Source organism: Flavobacterium frigoris, from assembly GCF_900111075.1.
GTDB lineage: Bacteria > Bacteroidota > Bacteroidia > Flavobacteriales > Flavobacteriaceae > Flavobacterium > Flavobacterium frigoris.
In genome coordinates, this window is sequence record NZ_FOFZ01000001.1 from 255,276 (window position 1) to 273,381 (window position 18,106).

Consider the following 18,106-nt stretch of genomic DNA (forward strand, 5'->3'; position numbering starts at 1 on the left):
TATTAAGAATAAAATCCAAAATAAAAATAGGCAAAAAGAAATACTACTTGCATAACTAAAAGAGCCCAAAACTTTAAAAGATAACTTCTTTTAGCTGTTTTATGTCTAAAAATAAGCATTGCTAATGCCGAACCAATAGTTCCACCAATTAATACAAAAGTTAAAAGTGTTTTTTCTGGTATTCTTTTTTTTTGGTTTTTGGCTAGGTATTTATCGTAGGCAATTAATACAAAAGCAATTACATTAACAATTAAAAAACAGTAGAATAAAATAATCATTTAACTCAATTTAAGGTTCAAAGATATTATTTTAGCTGTTCGAAAAAAACTAAAATGACTAACATACAATTCATATCTAAAACAGTTGCCACGGCAGCAATCAACATTCAAAAAACCGTTCAATTATTGCAGGAAGATTGTACGATTCCCTTTATTTCTAGGTATCGAAAAGATACTACAGGAAACCTAGACGAAGTTCAAATCGAAAATATAGCCAAACTTCAAAAAGAGTACGAAGTAGTAGTGAAACGAAAAGAAGCCATTTTAAAAGCAATTACGGAGCAAGGCGCCATGAACGAAGGTTTGTTTGCTAAAATTGACAAAAGTTATGATCTTCAAGAACTTGAAGATTTCTACTTGCCATACAAAAAGAAGAAAAAAACCAAAGCCGATGTCGCTCGTGAAAACGGACTAGAACCTTTGGCAAAAATCATCATGGCGCAAAATAATGATGATGTCGATTTTATTTCGACCAAATATATCAACGACAATGTTAGCAATGAAGATGCAGCATTACAAGGCGCAAGAGATATTGTAGCCGAATGGATTAATGAAAATATTTATGTTCGAAAGCAATTGCGACGTTTATACGAACGCAAAGCGACGATTACAACCAAGGTAGTTAAAACCAAAAAAGACGGCGAAGCAGCACAGAAATTCAATCAATATTTTGATTGGTCTGAGCCATTGACCAAAGCGCCTTCCCATCGATTAATGGCGATGTTACGAGCCGAGAACGAAGGTTTTATCAAGTTTAAAATCGAAGTAGACATAGATGAAGCCTATGATATTATTGACGCAGTAATTCTAAAAGGACAAAATAAAACGACACCGCACGTACAATTGGCCATTGAAGACAGTTACAAACGATTGTTGAATCCTGCTATTTCAAACGAAGCTTTGCAAGAAGCTAAAGCCAAAGCAGATGCCAATTCGATTCAGGTTTTTGCTAATAATTTAGGACAATTATTGTTAGCGCCACCTTTGGGAGAAAAACGTATTTTGGCAATTGACCCAGGCTTTAGAAGTGGTTGTAAAGTGGTTTGTTTGGACGAAAAAGGAGATTTGCTGTACAACGAAAATATTTATCCGCATGCGCCACAGAACGAAACGGCCATGGCGATGAAAAAAATAAAATCGATGGTGAATGCCTATAAAATTGATGCCATCTCGATAGGAAACGGAACCGCTTCCCGCGAAACCGAATTCTTCATCAAGAAAATTGCGTTCGACAAACCGGTGCAAGTTTTTATTGTTTCGGAGGCTGGAGCTTCAGTTTATTCGGCTTCTAAAATTGCTAGAGAGGAATTTCCTGATTATGATGTGACTGTCCGTGGTTCGGTTTCTATCGGAAGACGACTTTCTGACCCGTTGGCCGAATTGGTAAAAATTGACCCAAAAGCCATTGGCGTAGGCCAATACCAACACGATGTGGATCAAACGAAGTTGAAAGAAGAATTGGATAGTACCGTAATTCGTTGTGTGAATTCAGTGGGAATTAATATCAACACCGCTAGTAAACATTTGTTGAGCTATGTTAGTGGAATAGGAGAGAAGTTGGCGGAAAATATTGTGAATTACCGTTCAGAAAATGGCCCTTTTGAAAATCGAAAACAACTGAAAAAAGTTCCTCGTTTAGGCGAAAAAGCATACCAACAAGGAGTTGCTTTTATCCGAATTTCGAATGCAAAAAATCCGTTGGACAACTCAGCTGTGCATCCAGAAGCCTACTCTATTGTGGAGAAAATGGCCAAAGATTTAAAATTGACAGTCCATGATTTGATAGCCAATAAAGAAAAAACCGCCTTAATCAAACCAGAGAATTACATCACTCCAGAAATTGGGTTATTGACCTTAAAAGACATCATCAAAGAACTTGAAAAACCGGGATTAGATCCAAGAAAGTCAGCCAAAGTATTTGAATTTGATCCCAATGTAAAAACAATAAAAGACGTAAAATCAGGAATGATTCTACCTGGAATCGTTAATAACATCACTAATTTTGGTTGTTTCGTAGATATTGGAGTAAAAGAAAGTGGTTTGGTTCACATCTCGCAGCTCAAAGCAGGTTTCGTAAGCGATGTTAACGAAGTGGTGAAATTACATCAGCACGTTACCGTAAAAGTCACAGAGGTGGATGAGGATAGGAAGAGAATTCAATTGACGATGGTGATTTAAAAGCATAAAAAAAGTCCCGATTAATTCGGGACTTTTTTTATTTTTTTTCGTTTTCAGTTTCGTCTTTCTTATCAGCTGAAGGCTCTTCTTTCGCGGCATTTTTAAATTCTTTAATTCCGCTTCCTAATCCTTTCATTAATTCTGGAATTTTCTTACCTCCAAAAAGTAATAAAACAACTGCTAAAATAACAAGGATTTCTGTAACACCAAATCTTCCCATGATTGAATAGTTTATGCCGAAGCAAATTTGTAATAAATCTAGCGACAAAGGTAAATAGAATAACTTAATAAGGATTCAATTTAACTATTATTTAATTCAGTTAGCGTTAAAAATGTATTAAAATAAAATCATTGGCAGGAATTCAGCCGAACTAAGGGTCCAAAGCACTTTCCTTGACATTAATTATTATATTTGTAACATAAAGAAAAACTATGCCAGGAAAAAGATTAAAAAGAAAAAAACTTCACCGTAAATTATTCACTAAAAACCGCCTGGTTATTTTGAATGAGGATACTTTTGAAGAAATTTTTTCTTTAAAATTAAACTTAATGAATGTTTTTGTTGTGGCAAGTATTGGTGCCATTTTTTTGATTTCAGTCACCACTTTCATCATTGCTTTTACTCCTTTAAGAGAATTTATTCCGGGGTATTCTTCTTCTAAATTAAAAAGAGATGCCACTGAATTAGCTTTAAAATCAGATTCATTAACTATAGCATTGAAGAAAAATGAGGCTTATATTCTATCCATTCAAAAAGTGCTTAATGGAGAATTAGAATATGCTAAATTCAACAAAGATTCGATACTTGCATCCAGCGAGGAAGTAGTTCCACAAGTAAAATTATCGGCATCAGAAGCCGAAATGGAACTAAGAAAAAAAGTAGCAAAAGAGGAGAAAATGTCGCAATCAGCCGCTACGAAGAGTGGGAGTAAAAAGTCGAAATAATAAAAATTTTGTGACTTCGTGCCTTCGAGGCAAAATCAAAAAAAACTATGTCAGTAAAATCAGCCGCAGCAAAACTATTTGCCAAGAAAATATATAAGAAAACACAAGGTTGGTCCAGCAATCCTATTGCGAGCCAAAAAAATGTTTTAAATTCATTAATTAAAGAAGCAAAGAAGACCCAATTTGGAATTGATCATCATTTTGACCAAATAAAAACTTTTGAAGATTTTGCAGTACAAGTTCCAATTCGTGATTATGAGGATTTAAAGCCTTATGTTGAAAAAGTGGTAAAAGGAGAAGAAAATATTCTTTGGAAAGGAAAACCGCTTTATTTTGCCAAAACATCAGGAACTACTTCTGGAGCAAAATACATTCCGCTTACTAAGGAATCGATGCCGTATCATATTGAAGCGGCGAGAAACGCAATCTTACATTACATCCATGAAACTGGGAATGCAGATTTTGTCGACGGAAAAATGATTTTTCTGCAAGGAAGCCCAATTCTGGAGGAAAAACACGGAATAAAATTTGGCCGACTTTCAGGAATTGTAGCACATTTTGTTCCAAAATATTTGCAAAAAAACCGAATGCCATCTTGGGAAACCAATTGCATTGAAGATTGGGAAACGAAAATAGATGCTATTGTCGAAGAAACATTCGAAGAAAACATGACCGTTATTTCAGGAATTCCTTCATGGGTACAAATGTACTTTGAGCGTTTGCAACAAAAAGGAGAGAAGACTGTGGGCGAAATCTTTAAAAATTTTAATCTGTTTATTTATGGCGGGGTTAATTACGAGCCATACAGAGCTAAATTCGAAAATTTAATTGGTAGGAAAGTAGATAGTATTGAGCTTTTTCCAGCTTCGGAAGGCTTTTTTGCCTATCAGGATTCGCAGAAAGAAAAAGGAATGTTGCTTTTGTTGAACGCTGGAATATTTTATGAGTTTGTAAAAAGCGACGATTTTTTCTCTGATAAACCTAGGAGGTACACTATTGGAGAAGTGGAATTAGGTGTCAATTATGTTTTGATAATTTCTACTAATGCCGGACTTTGGGGATACAATATTGGAGATACTGTGCAGTTTACTTCATTAAAACCCTACCGAATCATCGTTTCAGGAAGAATTAAACATTACATATCCGCTTTTGGGGAACACGTAATTGGAAAGGAAGTGGAATGTGCATTACAAGAAGCTATGGAAGGAACAAATGCAAGGGTAAATGAGTTTACCGTTGCTCCGCAAATCAGTCCTTTAAGTGGATTGCCTTATCATGAATGGTTTATTGAATTTGAAAATGAACCGGACGATCAGGCCATTTTTAAGGAAGCGTTAGACAATGCGATGAGAAAACAAAACATGTATTATGACGATTTGATTGTAGGGAATATTCTTCAAAAAGTGGTAATAACAAAGGTGGTCAAAAACGGTTTTCAAGATTATATGAAATCAATCGGAAAATTGGGAGGGCAAAATAAAATCCCGAGACTTTCTAATGATAGGAATATTGTTGAAGTATTGAACATAAAATAAAAGAATTATATTCGTTGGTTAGAAAAAATAAAATAATGAAAGAGACTAAAAATATATCCAGATCCCGAGCGCAAGAATCATCGGCAGCCATTGAAAAAATGTACATTACAATGCGTCATTTGTTCAACAGAGGGTTCTATAAACCAATGGGAATTTCTGGAGATACATTGCGTGAAGCATTGTTAGCTTTACGTCCGGAAATATACGGAAACATTGCGGAAGAAAAAGTAGAGTTAAACGGACTTTTATATGTCATTGAACGCCTTCCTATGGGAATTGAGGAATGTAGATTTATTAACCTTACCTCTGATGAAGGGTATTCTAAATCTCATTTTCAAGCGATTGTTCCTCCAAAAAGGAAAAGGAACTGTTACCGTATTGATGAGGAGCAAATGAACGTGGAAATCACAAGAGGCCGTTCAGATATCTATGATATTTTGACGCATTTGACCTTTATTTTTATAGAATCACATAAAATAAGAAACCGAGTTTTACTAGATGATGCTGGAGAGGTTTCCCGCGACTGGATGAAACTGGAAGCTGCCGTGGCTCAAAATAAAAAATTAACGCTTGTAGAAAAAGAGAAAGCGATTTCTCATGCTGCTAATATTCTTGGAAGAACTTTTGAGGAAGTTTTGGACATCTATGATGCTTTTGGATCTAATGCAGCACCTGATCGTTTTTTACATGTGATTTTCTGGTTAGGGAAGTTAGCAATTGAAGAGATCACTGATAATAATAAAAGAACCATCACTTTCAGCCCTATTTTAAGGGAACGTTTAGGGCATCACATACATGGTGAAATATGGGCAACCAACATCAAGGAAGTTTTAAAAGAGAAAGGTCTCTTAGATCGACCTATTCATGTCATTAGTGCCAATATGCACTCAGTGATGAACTCTATTTTTGCTACCACGGCTTTAAAAACGAACTTCAAGGACAAATCTGATTTCTTTATTTATGAGGAATTGAGTAAGTCAGGAGCAAACGAAGTTCGAAATATAGTGGAAGGAATCGCCTTGAAACAAGGGATGATTTCGTTGCCAGACACTTCAGGGACGAACATTGATGTTCAGATTTTTGATACTGCCAAAATTAATTGGGCCAACTCATCATTCCCAAAAGCCAAACTTGGCGATAAAGAACCGGTGTTGATTGTCATGGATTATGCATTTGGAGAGCAAGCCTACGAAACTATTGATGAGCTATTAAAACCATTCAAAAAAGACACTTTGCTGAACGTGGAATCGGTTTCTATTATGGGAAAAGCAGGTATTCTTGAAGGAGGAAAGGGAGATATCATGATTCCGAATGCACATATCAATGAGGGAACGGCAGATAATTATTTTTTCCATAATGAATTAACGGCTGATATGTTTGTGGGTAACGGCATAGAAGTATTTGCCGGACCGATGGTTACCGTGCTTGGAACATCATTACAAAACAAGGATTTATTAAAATTCTTCCACGAATCGACTTGGGGCGTAATCGGTTTAGAGATGGAAGGTTCTTATTATCAAAAAGCGATTCAATCTGCTTCTAAAATTAGAAAAAGTGTTCCACATGATATCAAAGTCAGATATGCTTATTACGCATCGGATAATCCACTAGAAACCGGAAGTACTTTGGCTTCTGGCGGACTAGGAACAACGGGTGTAAAGCCTACTTATTTGATTACCATTAAAATTTTGGAACAAATTTTCAACGCAAAATAAAAATAAAAAATGAGTACAAACGTACCCCAAAATCAAGATGATCAGGAAATAGATTTGTTCTTGTTTTTAAAGAAAATAAGCAATTTTCCGCAATGGATTAGTGCGATGCTATTTAAAAGCATCCAGTTTTTTATAAAAAACGGGATTATCATATTAATATTACTGATCGTAGGATTTGGTTTGGGGTATTATTTAGATAAAAATCAAAAGAAATACGATCATCAAATTATTGTTGCACCCAATTTTAAATCAACGGATTATCTGTATTCTAAAATTGATTTACTGGCTTCTAAAATTTCTGAAAAAGACGTGCTTTTTTTGAAATCTATCGGTATTATTGATCCTTCGCAACTAACCAAAATTTCAATTGAACCTATCGTTGATGTTTATAAATTAATAAGCAATAACGAGCAAAATTTTGAGCTTTTGGAATTAATGGCTCAAAACGGCGATTTAAAAACAATCGTTAAAGAAAGCACCACCAGTAAGAACTATAATTATCATACCATTATCCTTTCAACAAATGGAGTGACGCGTCAAGGTGATGTTGTTGATCCAATATTGAAGTATTTAAATAACAGCAGTTATTTTGAGAAAATACAAAAGATTTCAGTTGGTAACATTCAGCAAAAGATCAAAGAAAAAGAAGCTACAATTGTACAAATTGACACCATATTGAATGCGTTTTCAAATAATCACCGAAACGCACAAAGAAGTGATAAACTCATTTATTATAATGAAAATATGCAACTAAGTAGCATTATTAATACAAAAGACTCCTTAGTAAATATGTTGGGAGCATTAAAAATTGATTTATTCAATTCTGGCAAAGTCATCAATGACAATACCGTAATTATCAATATTAAAAATAATGAATCTATTAACGGTAAAATGAAATTAATTCTGCCAGTACTATTTATTTCTCTGTTTATTATTATTGGATTTATCCTCTCATTTTATAAAAGTCAAAGGTTGAAAGCAAAATAAATAGTCAAATGCAGAATAAGATAGCATATTAGTTGTTTTCGAATTTAACTGAAATTAAATGGTTTATCAGATATAAATATGTTGAAAATAATTAAGCGCTATATTCAAAAGATAAAACAAAATCCCTTTATTCTACAAAGTTTAATTACGCTGGTATTGCGGGTTATTGGCGTATTTATTTTGTTTGGATTTACTTTATTTCTCACAAAAAACTTTGATCCAAAGACGGTAGGTCGATACGATTTTGTCCGTTCATTTTTATTAGTAATAGGTAGTATCAGCCTGTTGGGATGCGACCAGTCTATTTTGTATTTTAGAGGAAGATTGAAAATTTCGAATGCTTCAAGCGATCTACGAAGTATTTACATAAAAATGGTAGGCATCGCATTTTCAATGTCTATCTTTTTATTTGTAATAGTTTTAAGCCTAGATAAAGAGTTTATAAATACTTTTTTTGCAGATGAAGGAGTCTATCTGATTCTTTTGAAATCTACTGGAATTTTATTTTTTTACGCTTTAACAACTCTAAACATTGAGGTTTTCAGAGCCTTAGATCATTTGTATGTAGCGGAATTATTTAGAAATACTATAAAATATGTTCCGGTTATAATTGGCGCCGTTATACTCTATTATTTTTATGATGAAACTTATTTGGTAGATGTTTTTCTCTTTGGATTTGTAATTCTTTCCCTGATAACAACAAGCTTAACGTTTTATTATTTCACTCGAAATGTGATTAAAAGTGAAGATGAGGCTGTTTCATATAAAGAAATAATTACCAAATCGTACCCTATTGCTATTAGCGGGATGGCTTTATTTTTATTGATGAGTTTTGATATTATGTTTTTAAAGAAATATAGAGACGATGCCAGTGTTGCATTTTATGCTTTGGCAGTTAAATTTATGACTATTGTATCGATGGTAATTATTACTGTAAACATTACGATTTCGACAAAAATAGCCGAGTATTTTTCGACTAGAAATACTATTGAACTTAATAAAATACTAAGAAATAGTTCGAGGTTGATTTTTATACTGACTTTGCCGGCGACGATTATTATTTGTGTTTTTTCTGAATCCGTTTTGGGTTTTTTTGGAAAAGACTATATTGCCGCTAAAGATGCCTTGCTTATTCTGATGATTGGTCAAGGTATTTGTTCCGCTTTTGGAGCGGTTCCGGTTTATTTAAATATGACTGGAAGACAAAATATTTTCCAAATCATACTAATTCTCGCTGTTGGGATTAATTTTGTTTTAAATAGGTTTTTAATACCAGAATATGGAATGACAGGAGCGGCAACTGCTTTTGTTTTAAGTTCGTTTTTTTGGAATATTAGTGCAGCAGTAGTAATTTATAGAAAAGACACGGTAAAAGTTTTTTTGAATTAATTAATATAGTGCATTGTGAATAATCGAAATAAGGATGTTTTTTTTAGTATTGTAGTTCCGGTTTATAATGTCGAGAATTATCTAGAGCAATGCATTGACAGTATATTGTGTCAATCCTATACTAATTTTGAAATTATTATGGTTAATGACGGATCTACTGATTCCTCTTCTACTATTTGTACCAGCTACGAAGAAAAGGACGATAGAAACATTGTTATCCATAAAGAGAATGGCGGATTATCTGACGCAAGAAATGTTGGTTTGTTAAGGTCAAAAGGGGATTATGTTATTTTTGCTGACAGTGACGACTATTGGGCTGGACATCAAGTTTTAGAGGAACTAAACATTTTAATAAAGGAGTCAAATCCGGATCTGATTATTCATGAAGAAAGTCGTTTTTTCTCAAAAAAAAATGTGAAATGCAAGTACAATCAACGACACATTAACAATAAAAGAGGAGATTTTAAAAAAGAGGCAATGCTATTGGTCTACTATGATTTATTTGCGGCTTGCGCTTGGGACAAAATAGTAAGAAGAACGATTTTAATTGAAAACGAATTATTCTTTCCTTTGGGTAGACAATCTGAAGATATGGAATGGTGTGGTAGGTTAATAAGCCATATCGATACGTATGCTATTTATCCTAAATCTTTTTATATCTATAGAAAGGTAAGAGAGGGTTCGATTACTAATAACACGAGTGAAAAACATATTATGGATGTGTACTTTATGTTGAAGCATGGGCTAATTAACGACGAAGGTATAAGCGAGGCATTGAAAAATTATTGGGCTGCCATTTATGTAGTGTTGTTAAAGGACTTTTACATATTATCGTCAAACAATAGAAAAGTGATATGGGATGATCTCGTTTCTTGGAAAAATTTATTAAAAGAGGGACGTAATATTAAACTAGATCAAGTTATGAAATTTTACAAATTTTTGCCTTTTGTTTTGCTGCCTGCCGTTCTTTATATTTATAGAATAATTACTGTTTTGCACAAAAAATATAAGACTTTATGATGAGTAACTTAAATCTAATTTTGACAATTTCTAACAATGCAAACTAAGATAAAGAAAAGTACGGCTGTTTTTGTGGGATTATTTGTAATCAATCTAATGGTCGCCATAATGGCATTTTATATTTTGCCTAAGCGTTTTTTTTATGATTCAGCTATTTTGGCTTTTGATAAAGGCAAGGAAATTGGTTTTTTAGGCAGTTATCCGCTAACCATTTTATTTTATAAAGCGACAGGTTTACGTTATTTACCATTTCCTTTGATAGCTTCTATACAATATCCTTTTCTTACCTATATTTTGTATAAAATAGGAATACCAAGTAATTTTGACAAAATAAATGTAAAAAACTTCTTGGTTTACCTTGGTTTTTTTATGATGGCCATCTTTATGTCCATGCCTTCAAAAGAGTTTATTACGTATTTGTACGTGTCGGTTATTGTATTCGTGTATAAAAACTCAAGAATTTCTTATTGGAAATCTATTTATATTTCCATGTTTCTTTTAGGAGTTTTCGGAATTTTTTACCGTCCCTACTTTCTTATAATTCCTATTCTTGCTTTTGTTATGTATTCAGTAAGTTTTATTAATTTTAAAAACAAGACTTTGGCTACAATTTTTTACGGACTACTAATGGTTGTTATTTTGTCAATAAGTTACGGCCTGTTGAAAGGTCAGTATTTTTCTGAAAGTAGTCGGGAAGTAGTTAACAATACTAGAATATCTTCAAAAGATGCCAATTCCATGATTGTTTCTCCGCTTAAACCAGACACTTGGTATGGTGAAACTGTGGATATTTTCTATGGTTTTTTCACGGTTAATATCCCTATAAATGGCTTGAAACATCTTTTATCTCCTCAAATCATCGGTTTCGTTATTTGGCAACTTTTATTGTTTTATATTCTTTTGGTACGCTTTTCACGCTGTTTGAAAAACAGAAAAGAACAGGAATACGAACTGTGGATATTACTTATTTTATTTTCATATTTTATTGTTCAAGGGGTTTTTGAGGCTGATTTAGGGACTACCATTCGTCATAAAATAGGAGTGTTTCCTTTAATATATTATGCATTATACTATGACCATTTCAGAAAAGAACTTCAATAAAATTTTCAATATTTTCCTGCTTGTAATTGTTAGTACCATGATTTTTAGAAAACCATGTACTTGGATTATTATTGGATTTGTCTTGTTTAATTTATGTTTTATAAAAAAAACAAAACTCACTCCATTAGCAATACTATTGTGTTTAGTTATCGCTTCACCGTTACTATTAGAGATTTTGCTTTTTTGGAATAATGATTCTTTTGGAGAAGGATTGAAATCATTGGAAAAAAGTATTTCCCTACTACTCTTTCCGCTGTTTATTCTGGGTAACTACCAGCGGGTGCAGTTTATTAAGTTACTGCGATTTTATAGCTATGCAACTACTGCGATTGTATTGTTTTTCTTCATTCGGTTTATTGTGGTTTATCCAGATTTGATAGCTAAATATGCAAATGGTAGTGATTTGTGGGAAATGGGATACAGTTTTTCTAATTCTATCGGAATTCATGCACCGGCGCTCAATATGCACCTTGCTTTTGTAGCAATTATTAGTATGTATTTTGTTTTTTATTCTTTTCGAAAAAATGAAAACGTAGCGTATAAATTATTTATCTTATTGGTTTTTGCACTTTCTTTTTTCTTTGTACTTTTTGTGAATACCAGAATGGCTCTTTTTAATGTTATTGCGGGTACAATCATCATTTTTTTCTATGAAGTCATTCGAAATTATAGTTTTAAGAAAGTGGCCGTAATCATGGCCTTGGGTAGTATCTTGTTAGGAGGAATCCTTTTTTTATTCGTTAAAAACAATCCCTATATGAAAGAGAAATATACCTCTGTAACATTTGCGTATATGGATAAAGTGGGCAAACTAGATGAGATTGAAAACCCGGAAGCAAAAGTCTTTAATTCATTTGTTACGCGCGCGTCCATTTGGAAATCAGCTTGGGAACTGTCCTTGGACCACCTACCTTTTGGAGTTGGTGCTTCAGATGGGAAACCGGAATTATTTAAGTATTACAAACAAACCAACCAGCATTTTCTGGCGAAATATGAATTTCCAACACACAATCAGTTTCTTGATTTTCTATTAAAATTTGGAGTACTAGGGCCATTAGTCGTCCTTTTGTACATTTTTACCATTGGTTATTTAGGATATGATTTGAAAAATGCAATTGTTCTCTCCTTCTTTATTCTCTTTTTGACTTCCAATCTTACGGATGATTTTCTATTGCGCTTTGACGGAATAGCGTTCAGCGGATTTTGGTTTTCTGTGTTCGGAAGTTTTTGGCTACAAGAGAAAGCTACTGCTCGTAAAGAGCCATTAATTGGGTAAAATTTTTCGTGCTGTCAAATAAGTGTTGACATCTTTCTAACCCCTTTTTTCCAAAACGGTTTCTCACTTCTTCGTCTTTTAGAATTGCTATATAGGTATCTAATTCAGTAATGTCATCAAAAAGGAAACCAGTTTCATTATGTATCACTACATCTTTATTTCCGATAATATTTGTTGCCAAAACAGGCTTCTGCATAGCCATTGCCTCCAAAACAGCAATAGGCAATCCTTCCCAAAGCGAAGTTTGAATATAGATATCAATAGCATTAAGTGCTGTAAGCGCTTCTTCTCTGTTTAAGAACCAACCAGTGATTCTTATGTTTGCCGCAGTTAGTAGAGGTTGTAATTCTCCATCTCCAATCCAGACAAAATTAATACTGGGATTTCTTAAGGCTATGTCGTTAAATAGGGCTGGATTTCTAGCATAAGTTATTCTTGCAACTATGCCTATCGTTAAGATGTCATTTTTGTTTTTGGAACTGTATTTTCTTACCTCTTTTAGATCAATTCCGTTTCTTACTAGATGAGATTTTCCGATGGTTTTGGCGATTGCATATTCCGTGTCACCACAAGCAACGGTCGCTCCACCAAATACGCTTTGGAAACTACTTTCAATTAATCGATACAATTTTTTATTAAAAGCGGAGATGTCCGTTCGAAGGAACGAATAACCGTGAGGAGTATAAAAGATTTTCTTTTTTTTGAATAAGAAGAAATGAGCAATTCTGCCTAACACTCCTGCTTTTGAAGAATGAAGATGAATTATGTCAGGATTAATTTTTTTAAGTTCTTTCCATAATTTAAAAGTTGATTTTAAATCCTGTATCGGTAAAAATTCCCGAACCATATTTATTTCAATCAGCTTAACACCGTTTGAAAGGTCTTTTTTTATATTTTCAGGATTAATTTCCTTTCGATTTCCACTATAAATGATTGTTGTCTGAATACTTTTATTGTGTTGCTCATCTCCAAAAAATGTTGATAAATCTTTAAAATAAGTATAGACTCCGCCACCTAAAGCTTCAATAACGTGGACAACTTTCAAAATAAAATAGTTTTATAGAAACAAAAATAAAGAAAGTAGATGAATAACGGGCCTTTTTAAGTGTATTCTCAATAATATAATTTCATTACATTTGTAAACCACATGTTTTTTTCATTTTTGCAAAAAACCTAGAAATTTATTATTAGAGACACCACCAATGAAAAGAATACTTATTACAGGAGCTGCAGGATTTTTAGGATCACATTTATGCGATCGATTTATTAAAGAAGGTTATTTTGTCATTGGAATGGACAATCTCATTACAGGAGATTTAAAAAATATAGAGCACCTATTCAAATTAGAGCAGTTTGAATTTTATCATCATGATATCACCAAGTTTGTTCATGTACCTGGGGATTTAGATTATATTCTTCATTTTGCGTCTCCAGCAAGTCCAATTGATTATTTAAAAATACCAATTCAAACACTTAAAGTAGGCTCTTTAGGTACGCATAACCTATTAGGTTTAGCAAGAGTTAAAAAATCAAGAATTCTTATTGCATCGACTTCTGAGGTGTATGGGGATCCATTGGTTCATCCTCAAACGGAGGAATACTATGGTAATGTTAATACAATTGGTCCAAGAGGAGTATATGATGAAGCCAAGCGTTTCCAAGAATCGATAACAATGGCATATCATACTTTTCACGGAGTTGAGACCAGAATAGTTAGAATTTTTAATACTTACGGACCTAGGATGCGACTCAATGACGGTCGAGTTATTCCAGCATTTATAGGTCAAGCGTTGCGTGGAGAAGACTTAACTATTTTTGGAGACGGAATGCAAACTCGTTCTTTCTGTTATGTTGACGATCAAGTAGAAGGAGTTTTTAGACTATTACATTCAGACTATGTTTATCCAGTAAATATTGGTAATCCAGACGAAATCACGATTAAAGATTTTGCCGAAGAAATTATAAAACTTACAGGTACCAATCAAAAAATAGTCTACCGTCCTTTACCAGAAAATGATCCATTACAGCGCCAACCTAATATAGACAAAGCAAAAGAGCTATTGGGTTGGGATGTTAAAGTGAATCGTGCGGAGGGTATGAAAATCACTTATGATTATTTCAAATCACTTTCAAAAGAAGAACTTTCAAAAGAAGAACATAAAGACTTTTCTAATTATATTAAATAGTGAAAACTAAAACAGGAAGGTATTCGAGTTATATTCGTCCATTCACTAGTATTCTAGACTTGATAATATTAAATGTGTCTTTTATTACTTTGATGGGCTTCTCATCAAATACAATCGGACATCTTATTTTAATGAGTTGTACTTGGTTGATTATTGCTTCCTACCTAGGTTTTTATGAAGTTTATAGATACACAAAAGTCATTTCGATTTTTAATTGTACTTTTAAACAGGGTCTTATATTTACCTTATTTTGTTTTTTTTACGCCTATTTTTTTTATGAAAAAATAAAGTTTGAAGAAATTGTTTTTTTCGTATCAGGAGTTGTTGTGTTAATATTATTTTTTAAATTAAGTATATATTTTTTTTTAAAGAAGTACCGAATATTATTTCGAGGAAATTTTAGAAGAGTGGTGCTTTTAGGAAGCAGTAAAAGTATCAATCCATTAAAACATTTTTTCACTGAAAATCCGGATTATGGTTACCAACTAATACAAACATTTGAATTTAATGTAGCAGCGAATAATAATATTAATCAAAGCTTATTATTTGTTTTAGAGAATAAAATAGATGAGTTATATTGTTCAATGGATGATTTGACTTTAAATCAGATTAAAGAAATTGTCTATTTTGCGGATAATAATTTTAAGACACTTAAATTCATTCCTGATGAAAAACAGCTTCTTTCTCCCAATGCTGTTTTTGAATATTATGACTATATTCCCATTGTTTCTTTTAGAAATATATTATTGGACGACAGGTTAAACAAGCAAATTAAACGAGGTTTTGATATCATATTTTCAACATTAATAATAGTTGGTATTTTGTCTTGGCTTACGCCAATTTTAGCGATACTAATCAAATTGGATTCTAAGGGATCGTTGTTTTTTATTCAAAAAAGAAACGGACTGAATTATATCGAATTCAACTGTTATAAATATCGATCGATGGAAATCAATGAACAAGCAGATTCAATACAAGCGGCAAAAAATGATAATCGAATTACAAAAATTGGCAAGTTTATGCGAAAAACAAGTATCGATGAATTGCCACAATTTTTTAATGTTTTAAATGGAGATATGTCAGTCGTAGGACCAAGGCCACATATGGTGAGTCATACTGAAATGTACGCATTAAAAATCGACAAGTTTATGATTAGACATTTCATAAAACCAGGTATAACAGGATTAGCCCAAACCAAGGGTTTTCGTGGAGAAATTGAATCAGAAAGTGACATCATTAATAGAGTTAAATATGATATTTTTTATATGAAAAACTGGTCAATATTATTAGATATGAAAATAATAATTGTTACTATTTTAAATGTCATAAAAGGAGAAGAAAAAGCATATTGAAAATGGAAACACCTTTAGTATCTATTATAATTCCAACCTTTAATTCTGAAAAATTCGTAGTTGAAACGATTCAATCGGTTCAAAACCAAACCTACCCTAATTGGGAAATTATTTTGGTTGATGATTGTTCGTCAGACAGAACCGTATCTCTAATTTTAGAAATGGCTAAAACGGATAATAGAATTCATTTTTTCCAACTTAACAAAAATTCAGGTACTGGCGTTGCTAGAAATCTGGGGGTTTCTAATGCTAACGGCAGTTATATTTCATTTTTGGACGCTGATGATCTTTGGAAACCAGAGAAACTTCAAAAACAAATTAATTTACTGAAAACGAATAAGATACCATTCACATTTTCTTTTTATGACTGTATCGATGAAGAGGGGAAATCGTTGAATAAAAGAGTAGAATCGCCATTAAACCTCTCCTACAGGCAGTTGTTTTTTTGTAATTACGTGGGGAATTTAACCGGAATCTACGATGTCGATTATTTTGGAAAAATTACGATTTCATCTATTCGAAAACGACAAGACTGGATGCTTTGGCTCACAATTCTAAAGAAAATAAAAGTGGCTAAACCTGTTCCTGAAAGCCTTGCGTATTACCGAGTTAGAAACGACTCTCTTTCGACTTCAAAGTTAGATTTGATTCAATATAATTTTGCTGTTTACACAAAGTTCCATGGACTTAATTTTGCTGTTGCGGTAGTGTGCATGACGCTGTTTTTAGTTGTACAGTTATTCATTAAACCAGGATACATTAAGATAATTAAACCATTGCAGTAAACTGCTTCAATTTGCCGCGATTACTTCTTTCCAAAGTATTTTTTCGAATAAAACTAAAGTTTAAATTTGGTTCTAAGTATAACGCAATTGCGTTTTCGATTTTTGTAATTTCCTCCATGTTTAATTCGGTTTCACTTACATATTCAATTTCAAAACAATCCATTTTTGTTTGTTTAATTGTAAATTCTTTTACGTTTCCATCATCTTCAATAATGCTTTTTGTGATGTAATAAAAGGTTAAACCAGGCGCTTTTTTTCCGCTTGGTAAAATTGCAACATCATTAGTCCTGCCAATTAACTTTTTTAAAATAGGTTTTCGTACCGTGCTTTTTTTATCTAAAATCCCGATATCACCAATATCATAACGAATAAACGGATGTGCTTTGTTGAACAATGAAGTGATTACAATTCGGCCTTCTTGTCCGTAAGGAAGAACATTATTATTATCATCGAGAATTTCCACAAACAACGTTTCAGCATTGACTTGCCAGTCTCCTTCAAGATTTTGAAATGCAATTAAATCCAATTCTGACGCGCCATATTCATTGATAATCGGAATGCCTAGTTGTTTTTCTAAAAGTTTTTTGTCCTCTTCAAAAAGCATTTCTGAAGTAACCATACACGCTTGTAGTGACGGGCAAACGTCTTTTAAAACGATGTTTTTTTGCTGTAAAAATTTGGCAAATAAAACGATGGAACTAGTGTAGCCATTGATGTAGTCAAATTTTTTTGTCTCAAAATGGTGCAAGAAACCTTCAAGGACGGAATCAGACAAGTCAAATATTGGAAATCGAAACCGATTGCCCAAAAAATCCTTAATCCGTTCTTTTTGATACCCCATAAAATCCATTGGAATTCCATAAAAACGGGCTTGATAGGAAGTGTTTAAATTAATGCCGTACCAACCAAAACGATAAGCAGTAGAAGCCCAAAATAGTGCATGACTGAATTTATCCCTGGCAAAAACAAACGGATTTCCACTCGATCCCGATGTTTTATTAACGTAGACGTTTTTAAGGGAATAACCGTTAGAAAGTCTTTCAGTCAATGGACGCTGTAAGTTTTGTTTATTTAAAATAGGAAGATCGTTCCAATTGTTAAACGATTTTGCGCCAACTATTTGCTGATAGAAAGGATTGTTATTTAAATGGAAAGTAACAATCTCTTTTTTTTTATTCTCAATGAAATGCTCTTTTTGGCTTGCCGTAAATGCGATAATTTTTTGCAGTTCAGCTTTAGCCTCCTGAATTGGATAACCATTAAATTGAAGTGATAAGTCAAAAAGAGGCAGCATTTTTTGTTTTTTTGTTTTTTCAAAAATAATGTATCGGAACAACTAATTAGGATGAACCAACAACT

16 protein-coding genes are annotated in these 18,106 nt (G+C 33.0%); 12 read left to right on the forward strand and 4 right to left on the reverse strand.

Annotated features, from left to right (window positions below; genetic code table 11):
• Positions 1 to 2: 2 nt before the first annotated feature.
• Complete coding sequence (locus tag BMW63_RS01020; RefSeq protein ID WP_074720347.1) at positions 3 to 278, reverse strand: DUF1294 domain-containing protein; 276 nt, start codon at positions 276 to 278, stop codon at positions 3 to 5.
• Positions 279 to 332: 54 nt separating this feature from the next.
• On the opposite strand from BMW63_RS01020, the gene BMW63_RS01025 reads away from it, so the two are divergent.
• The gene (locus BMW63_RS01025; RefSeq protein WP_074720349.1) at positions 333 to 2,456 is read left to right on the forward strand and encodes a Tex family protein; all 2,124 of its coding nucleotides are present in this window, start codon (positions 333 to 335) and stop codon (positions 2,454 to 2,456) included.
• A 37-nt stretch (positions 2,457 to 2,493) separates the two neighbouring features.
• On the opposite strand, the gene tatA is transcribed toward BMW63_RS01025, so the two are convergent.
• Positions 2,494 to 2,676: a twin-arginine translocase TatA/TatE family subunit gene (gene tatA / locus BMW63_RS01030; protein WP_074720351.1), complete on the reverse strand. Its 183-nt coding sequence runs from the start codon at positions 2,674 to 2,676 to the stop codon at positions 2,494 to 2,496.
• A gap of 212 nt (positions 2,677 to 2,888) precedes the next feature.
• Between tatA and BMW63_RS01035 the strand changes: the two genes are divergently transcribed.
• The 8 genes from BMW63_RS01035 (at position 2,889) to BMW63_RS01070 (ending at position 12,424) form a co-directional block, all read left to right on the forward strand.
• Positions 2,889 to 3,401, forward strand: coding sequence for a peptidase (locus BMW63_RS01035; RefSeq protein ID WP_074720353.1), 513 nt, complete (start codon positions 2,889 to 2,891; stop codon positions 3,399 to 3,401).
• 47 nt (positions 3,402 to 3,448) lie between these two features.
• Positions 3,449 to 4,936, forward strand: coding sequence for a GH3 family acyl-acid amido synthetase (locus BMW63_RS01040; RefSeq protein WP_074720355.1), 1,488 nt, complete (start codon positions 3,449 to 3,451; stop codon positions 4,934 to 4,936).
• A 35-nt stretch (positions 4,937 to 4,971) separates the two neighbouring features.
• Positions 4,972 to 6,651, forward strand: a complete 1,680-nt coding sequence (locus tag BMW63_RS01045) for a DUF6909 family protein (protein WP_074720357.1) — start codon at positions 4,972 to 4,974, stop codon at positions 6,649 to 6,651.
• Between the two features lie 9 nt (positions 6,652 to 6,660).
• Positions 6,661 to 7,638: a hypothetical protein gene (locus BMW63_RS01050; RefSeq protein ID WP_074720359.1), complete on the forward strand. Its 978-nt coding sequence runs from the start codon at positions 6,661 to 6,663 to the stop codon at positions 7,636 to 7,638.
• 78 nt (positions 7,639 to 7,716) lie between these two features.
• Entirely contained in the window at positions 7,717 to 9,027 is a 1,311-nt protein-coding gene (locus BMW63_RS01055) for an MATE family efflux transporter (RefSeq protein ID WP_074720361.1), read from the forward strand.
• Positions 9,028 to 9,042: 15 nt separating this feature from the next.
• Positions 9,043 to 10,047, forward strand: a complete 1,005-nt coding sequence (locus BMW63_RS01060) for a glycosyltransferase family 2 protein (protein WP_074720363.1) — start codon at positions 9,043 to 9,045, stop codon at positions 10,045 to 10,047.
• Between the two features lie 36 nt (positions 10,048 to 10,083).
• Positions 10,084 to 11,148: a hypothetical protein gene (locus BMW63_RS01065; protein WP_074720365.1), complete on the forward strand. Its 1,065-nt coding sequence runs from the start codon at positions 10,084 to 10,086 to the stop codon at positions 11,146 to 11,148.
• Complete coding sequence (locus BMW63_RS01070) at positions 11,120 to 12,424, forward strand: O-antigen ligase family protein (protein ID WP_083380326.1); 1,305 nt, start codon at positions 11,120 to 11,122, stop codon at positions 12,422 to 12,424. The genes BMW63_RS01065 and BMW63_RS01070 overlap by 29 nt, the downstream gene beginning before the upstream one ends.
• Here the strand turns inward: BMW63_RS01070 and BMW63_RS01075 are convergent.
• Entirely contained in the window at positions 12,393 to 13,469 is a 1,077-nt protein-coding gene (locus BMW63_RS01075; RefSeq protein WP_074720367.1) for a glycosyltransferase, read from the reverse strand. The two genes, BMW63_RS01070 and BMW63_RS01075, sit on opposite strands and share 32 nt — an antisense overlap.
• A 157-nt stretch (positions 13,470 to 13,626) precedes the next feature.
• Between BMW63_RS01075 and BMW63_RS01080 the strand changes: the two genes are divergently transcribed.
• The 3 genes from BMW63_RS01080 to BMW63_RS01090 are packed head-to-tail and all read left to right on the forward strand — an operon-like array spanning position 13,627 to position 16,747.
• Entirely contained in the window at positions 13,627 to 14,610 is a 984-nt protein-coding gene (locus BMW63_RS01080; protein WP_074720369.1) for a UDP-glucuronic acid decarboxylase family protein, read from the forward strand.
• Positions 14,610 to 15,962, forward strand: coding sequence for an exopolysaccharide biosynthesis polyprenyl glycosylphosphotransferase (locus tag BMW63_RS01085; protein WP_074720371.1), 1,353 nt, complete (start codon positions 14,610 to 14,612; stop codon positions 15,960 to 15,962). Before BMW63_RS01080 ends, BMW63_RS01085 begins: the two co-directional genes overlap by 1 nt.
• Positions 15,963 to 15,964: 2 nt before the next feature.
• The gene (locus tag BMW63_RS01090; RefSeq protein ID WP_074720373.1) at positions 15,965 to 16,747 is read left to right on the forward strand and encodes a glycosyltransferase family 2 protein; all 783 of its coding nucleotides are present in this window, start codon (positions 15,965 to 15,967) and stop codon (positions 16,745 to 16,747) included.
• Here the strand turns inward: BMW63_RS01090 and BMW63_RS01095 are convergent.
• Positions 16,731 to 18,041: a phenylacetate--CoA ligase family protein gene (locus BMW63_RS01095; protein WP_074720375.1), complete on the reverse strand. Its 1,311-nt coding sequence runs from the start codon at positions 18,039 to 18,041 to the stop codon at positions 16,731 to 16,733. The genes BMW63_RS01090 and BMW63_RS01095 overlap by 17 nt on opposite strands.
• Positions 18,042 to 18,106: the final 65 nt, after the last annotated feature.

Coding starts and splice junctions, on each gene's coding strand:
- BMW63_RS01045 (WP_074720357.1), top strand. CDS start 4,972: ATGAAAGAGACTAAAAATATATCCAGATCCCGAGCGCAAGAATCATCG.
- BMW63_RS01070 (WP_083380326.1), top strand. CDS start 11,120: ATGACCATTTCAGAAAAGAACTTCAATAAAATTTTCAATATTTTCCTG.
- BMW63_RS01055 (WP_074720361.1), top strand. CDS start 7,717: ATGTTGAAAATAATTAAGCGCTATATTCAAAAGATAAAACAAAATCCC.
- BMW63_RS01020 (WP_074720347.1), bottom strand. CDS start 278: ATGATTATTTTATTCTACTGTTTTTTAATTGTTAATGTAATTGCTTTT.
- BMW63_RS01040 (WP_074720355.1), top strand. CDS start 3,449: ATGTCAGTAAAATCAGCCGCAGCAAAACTATTTGCCAAGAAAATATAT.
- BMW63_RS01065 (WP_074720365.1), top strand. CDS start 10,084: ATGCAAACTAAGATAAAGAAAAGTACGGCTGTTTTTGTGGGATTATTT.
- BMW63_RS01050 (WP_074720359.1), top strand. CDS start 6,661: ATGAGTACAAACGTACCCCAAAATCAAGATGATCAGGAAATAGATTTG.
- tatA (WP_074720351.1), bottom strand. CDS start 2,676: ATGGGAAGATTTGGTGTTACAGAAATCCTTGTTATTTTAGCAGTTGTT.
- BMW63_RS01035 (WP_074720353.1), top strand. CDS start 2,889: ATGCCAGGAAAAAGATTAAAAAGAAAAAAACTTCACCGTAAATTATTC.
- BMW63_RS01025 (WP_074720349.1), top strand. CDS start 333: ATGACTAACATACAATTCATATCTAAAACAGTTGCCACGGCAGCAATC.
- BMW63_RS01090 (WP_074720373.1), top strand. CDS start 15,965: ATGGAAACACCTTTAGTATCTATTATAATTCCAACCTTTAATTCTGAA.
- BMW63_RS01095 (WP_074720375.1), bottom strand. CDS start 18,041: ATGCTGCCTCTTTTTGACTTATCACTTCAATTTAATGGTTATCCAATT.
- BMW63_RS01080 (WP_074720369.1), top strand. CDS start 13,627: ATGAAAAGAATACTTATTACAGGAGCTGCAGGATTTTTAGGATCACAT.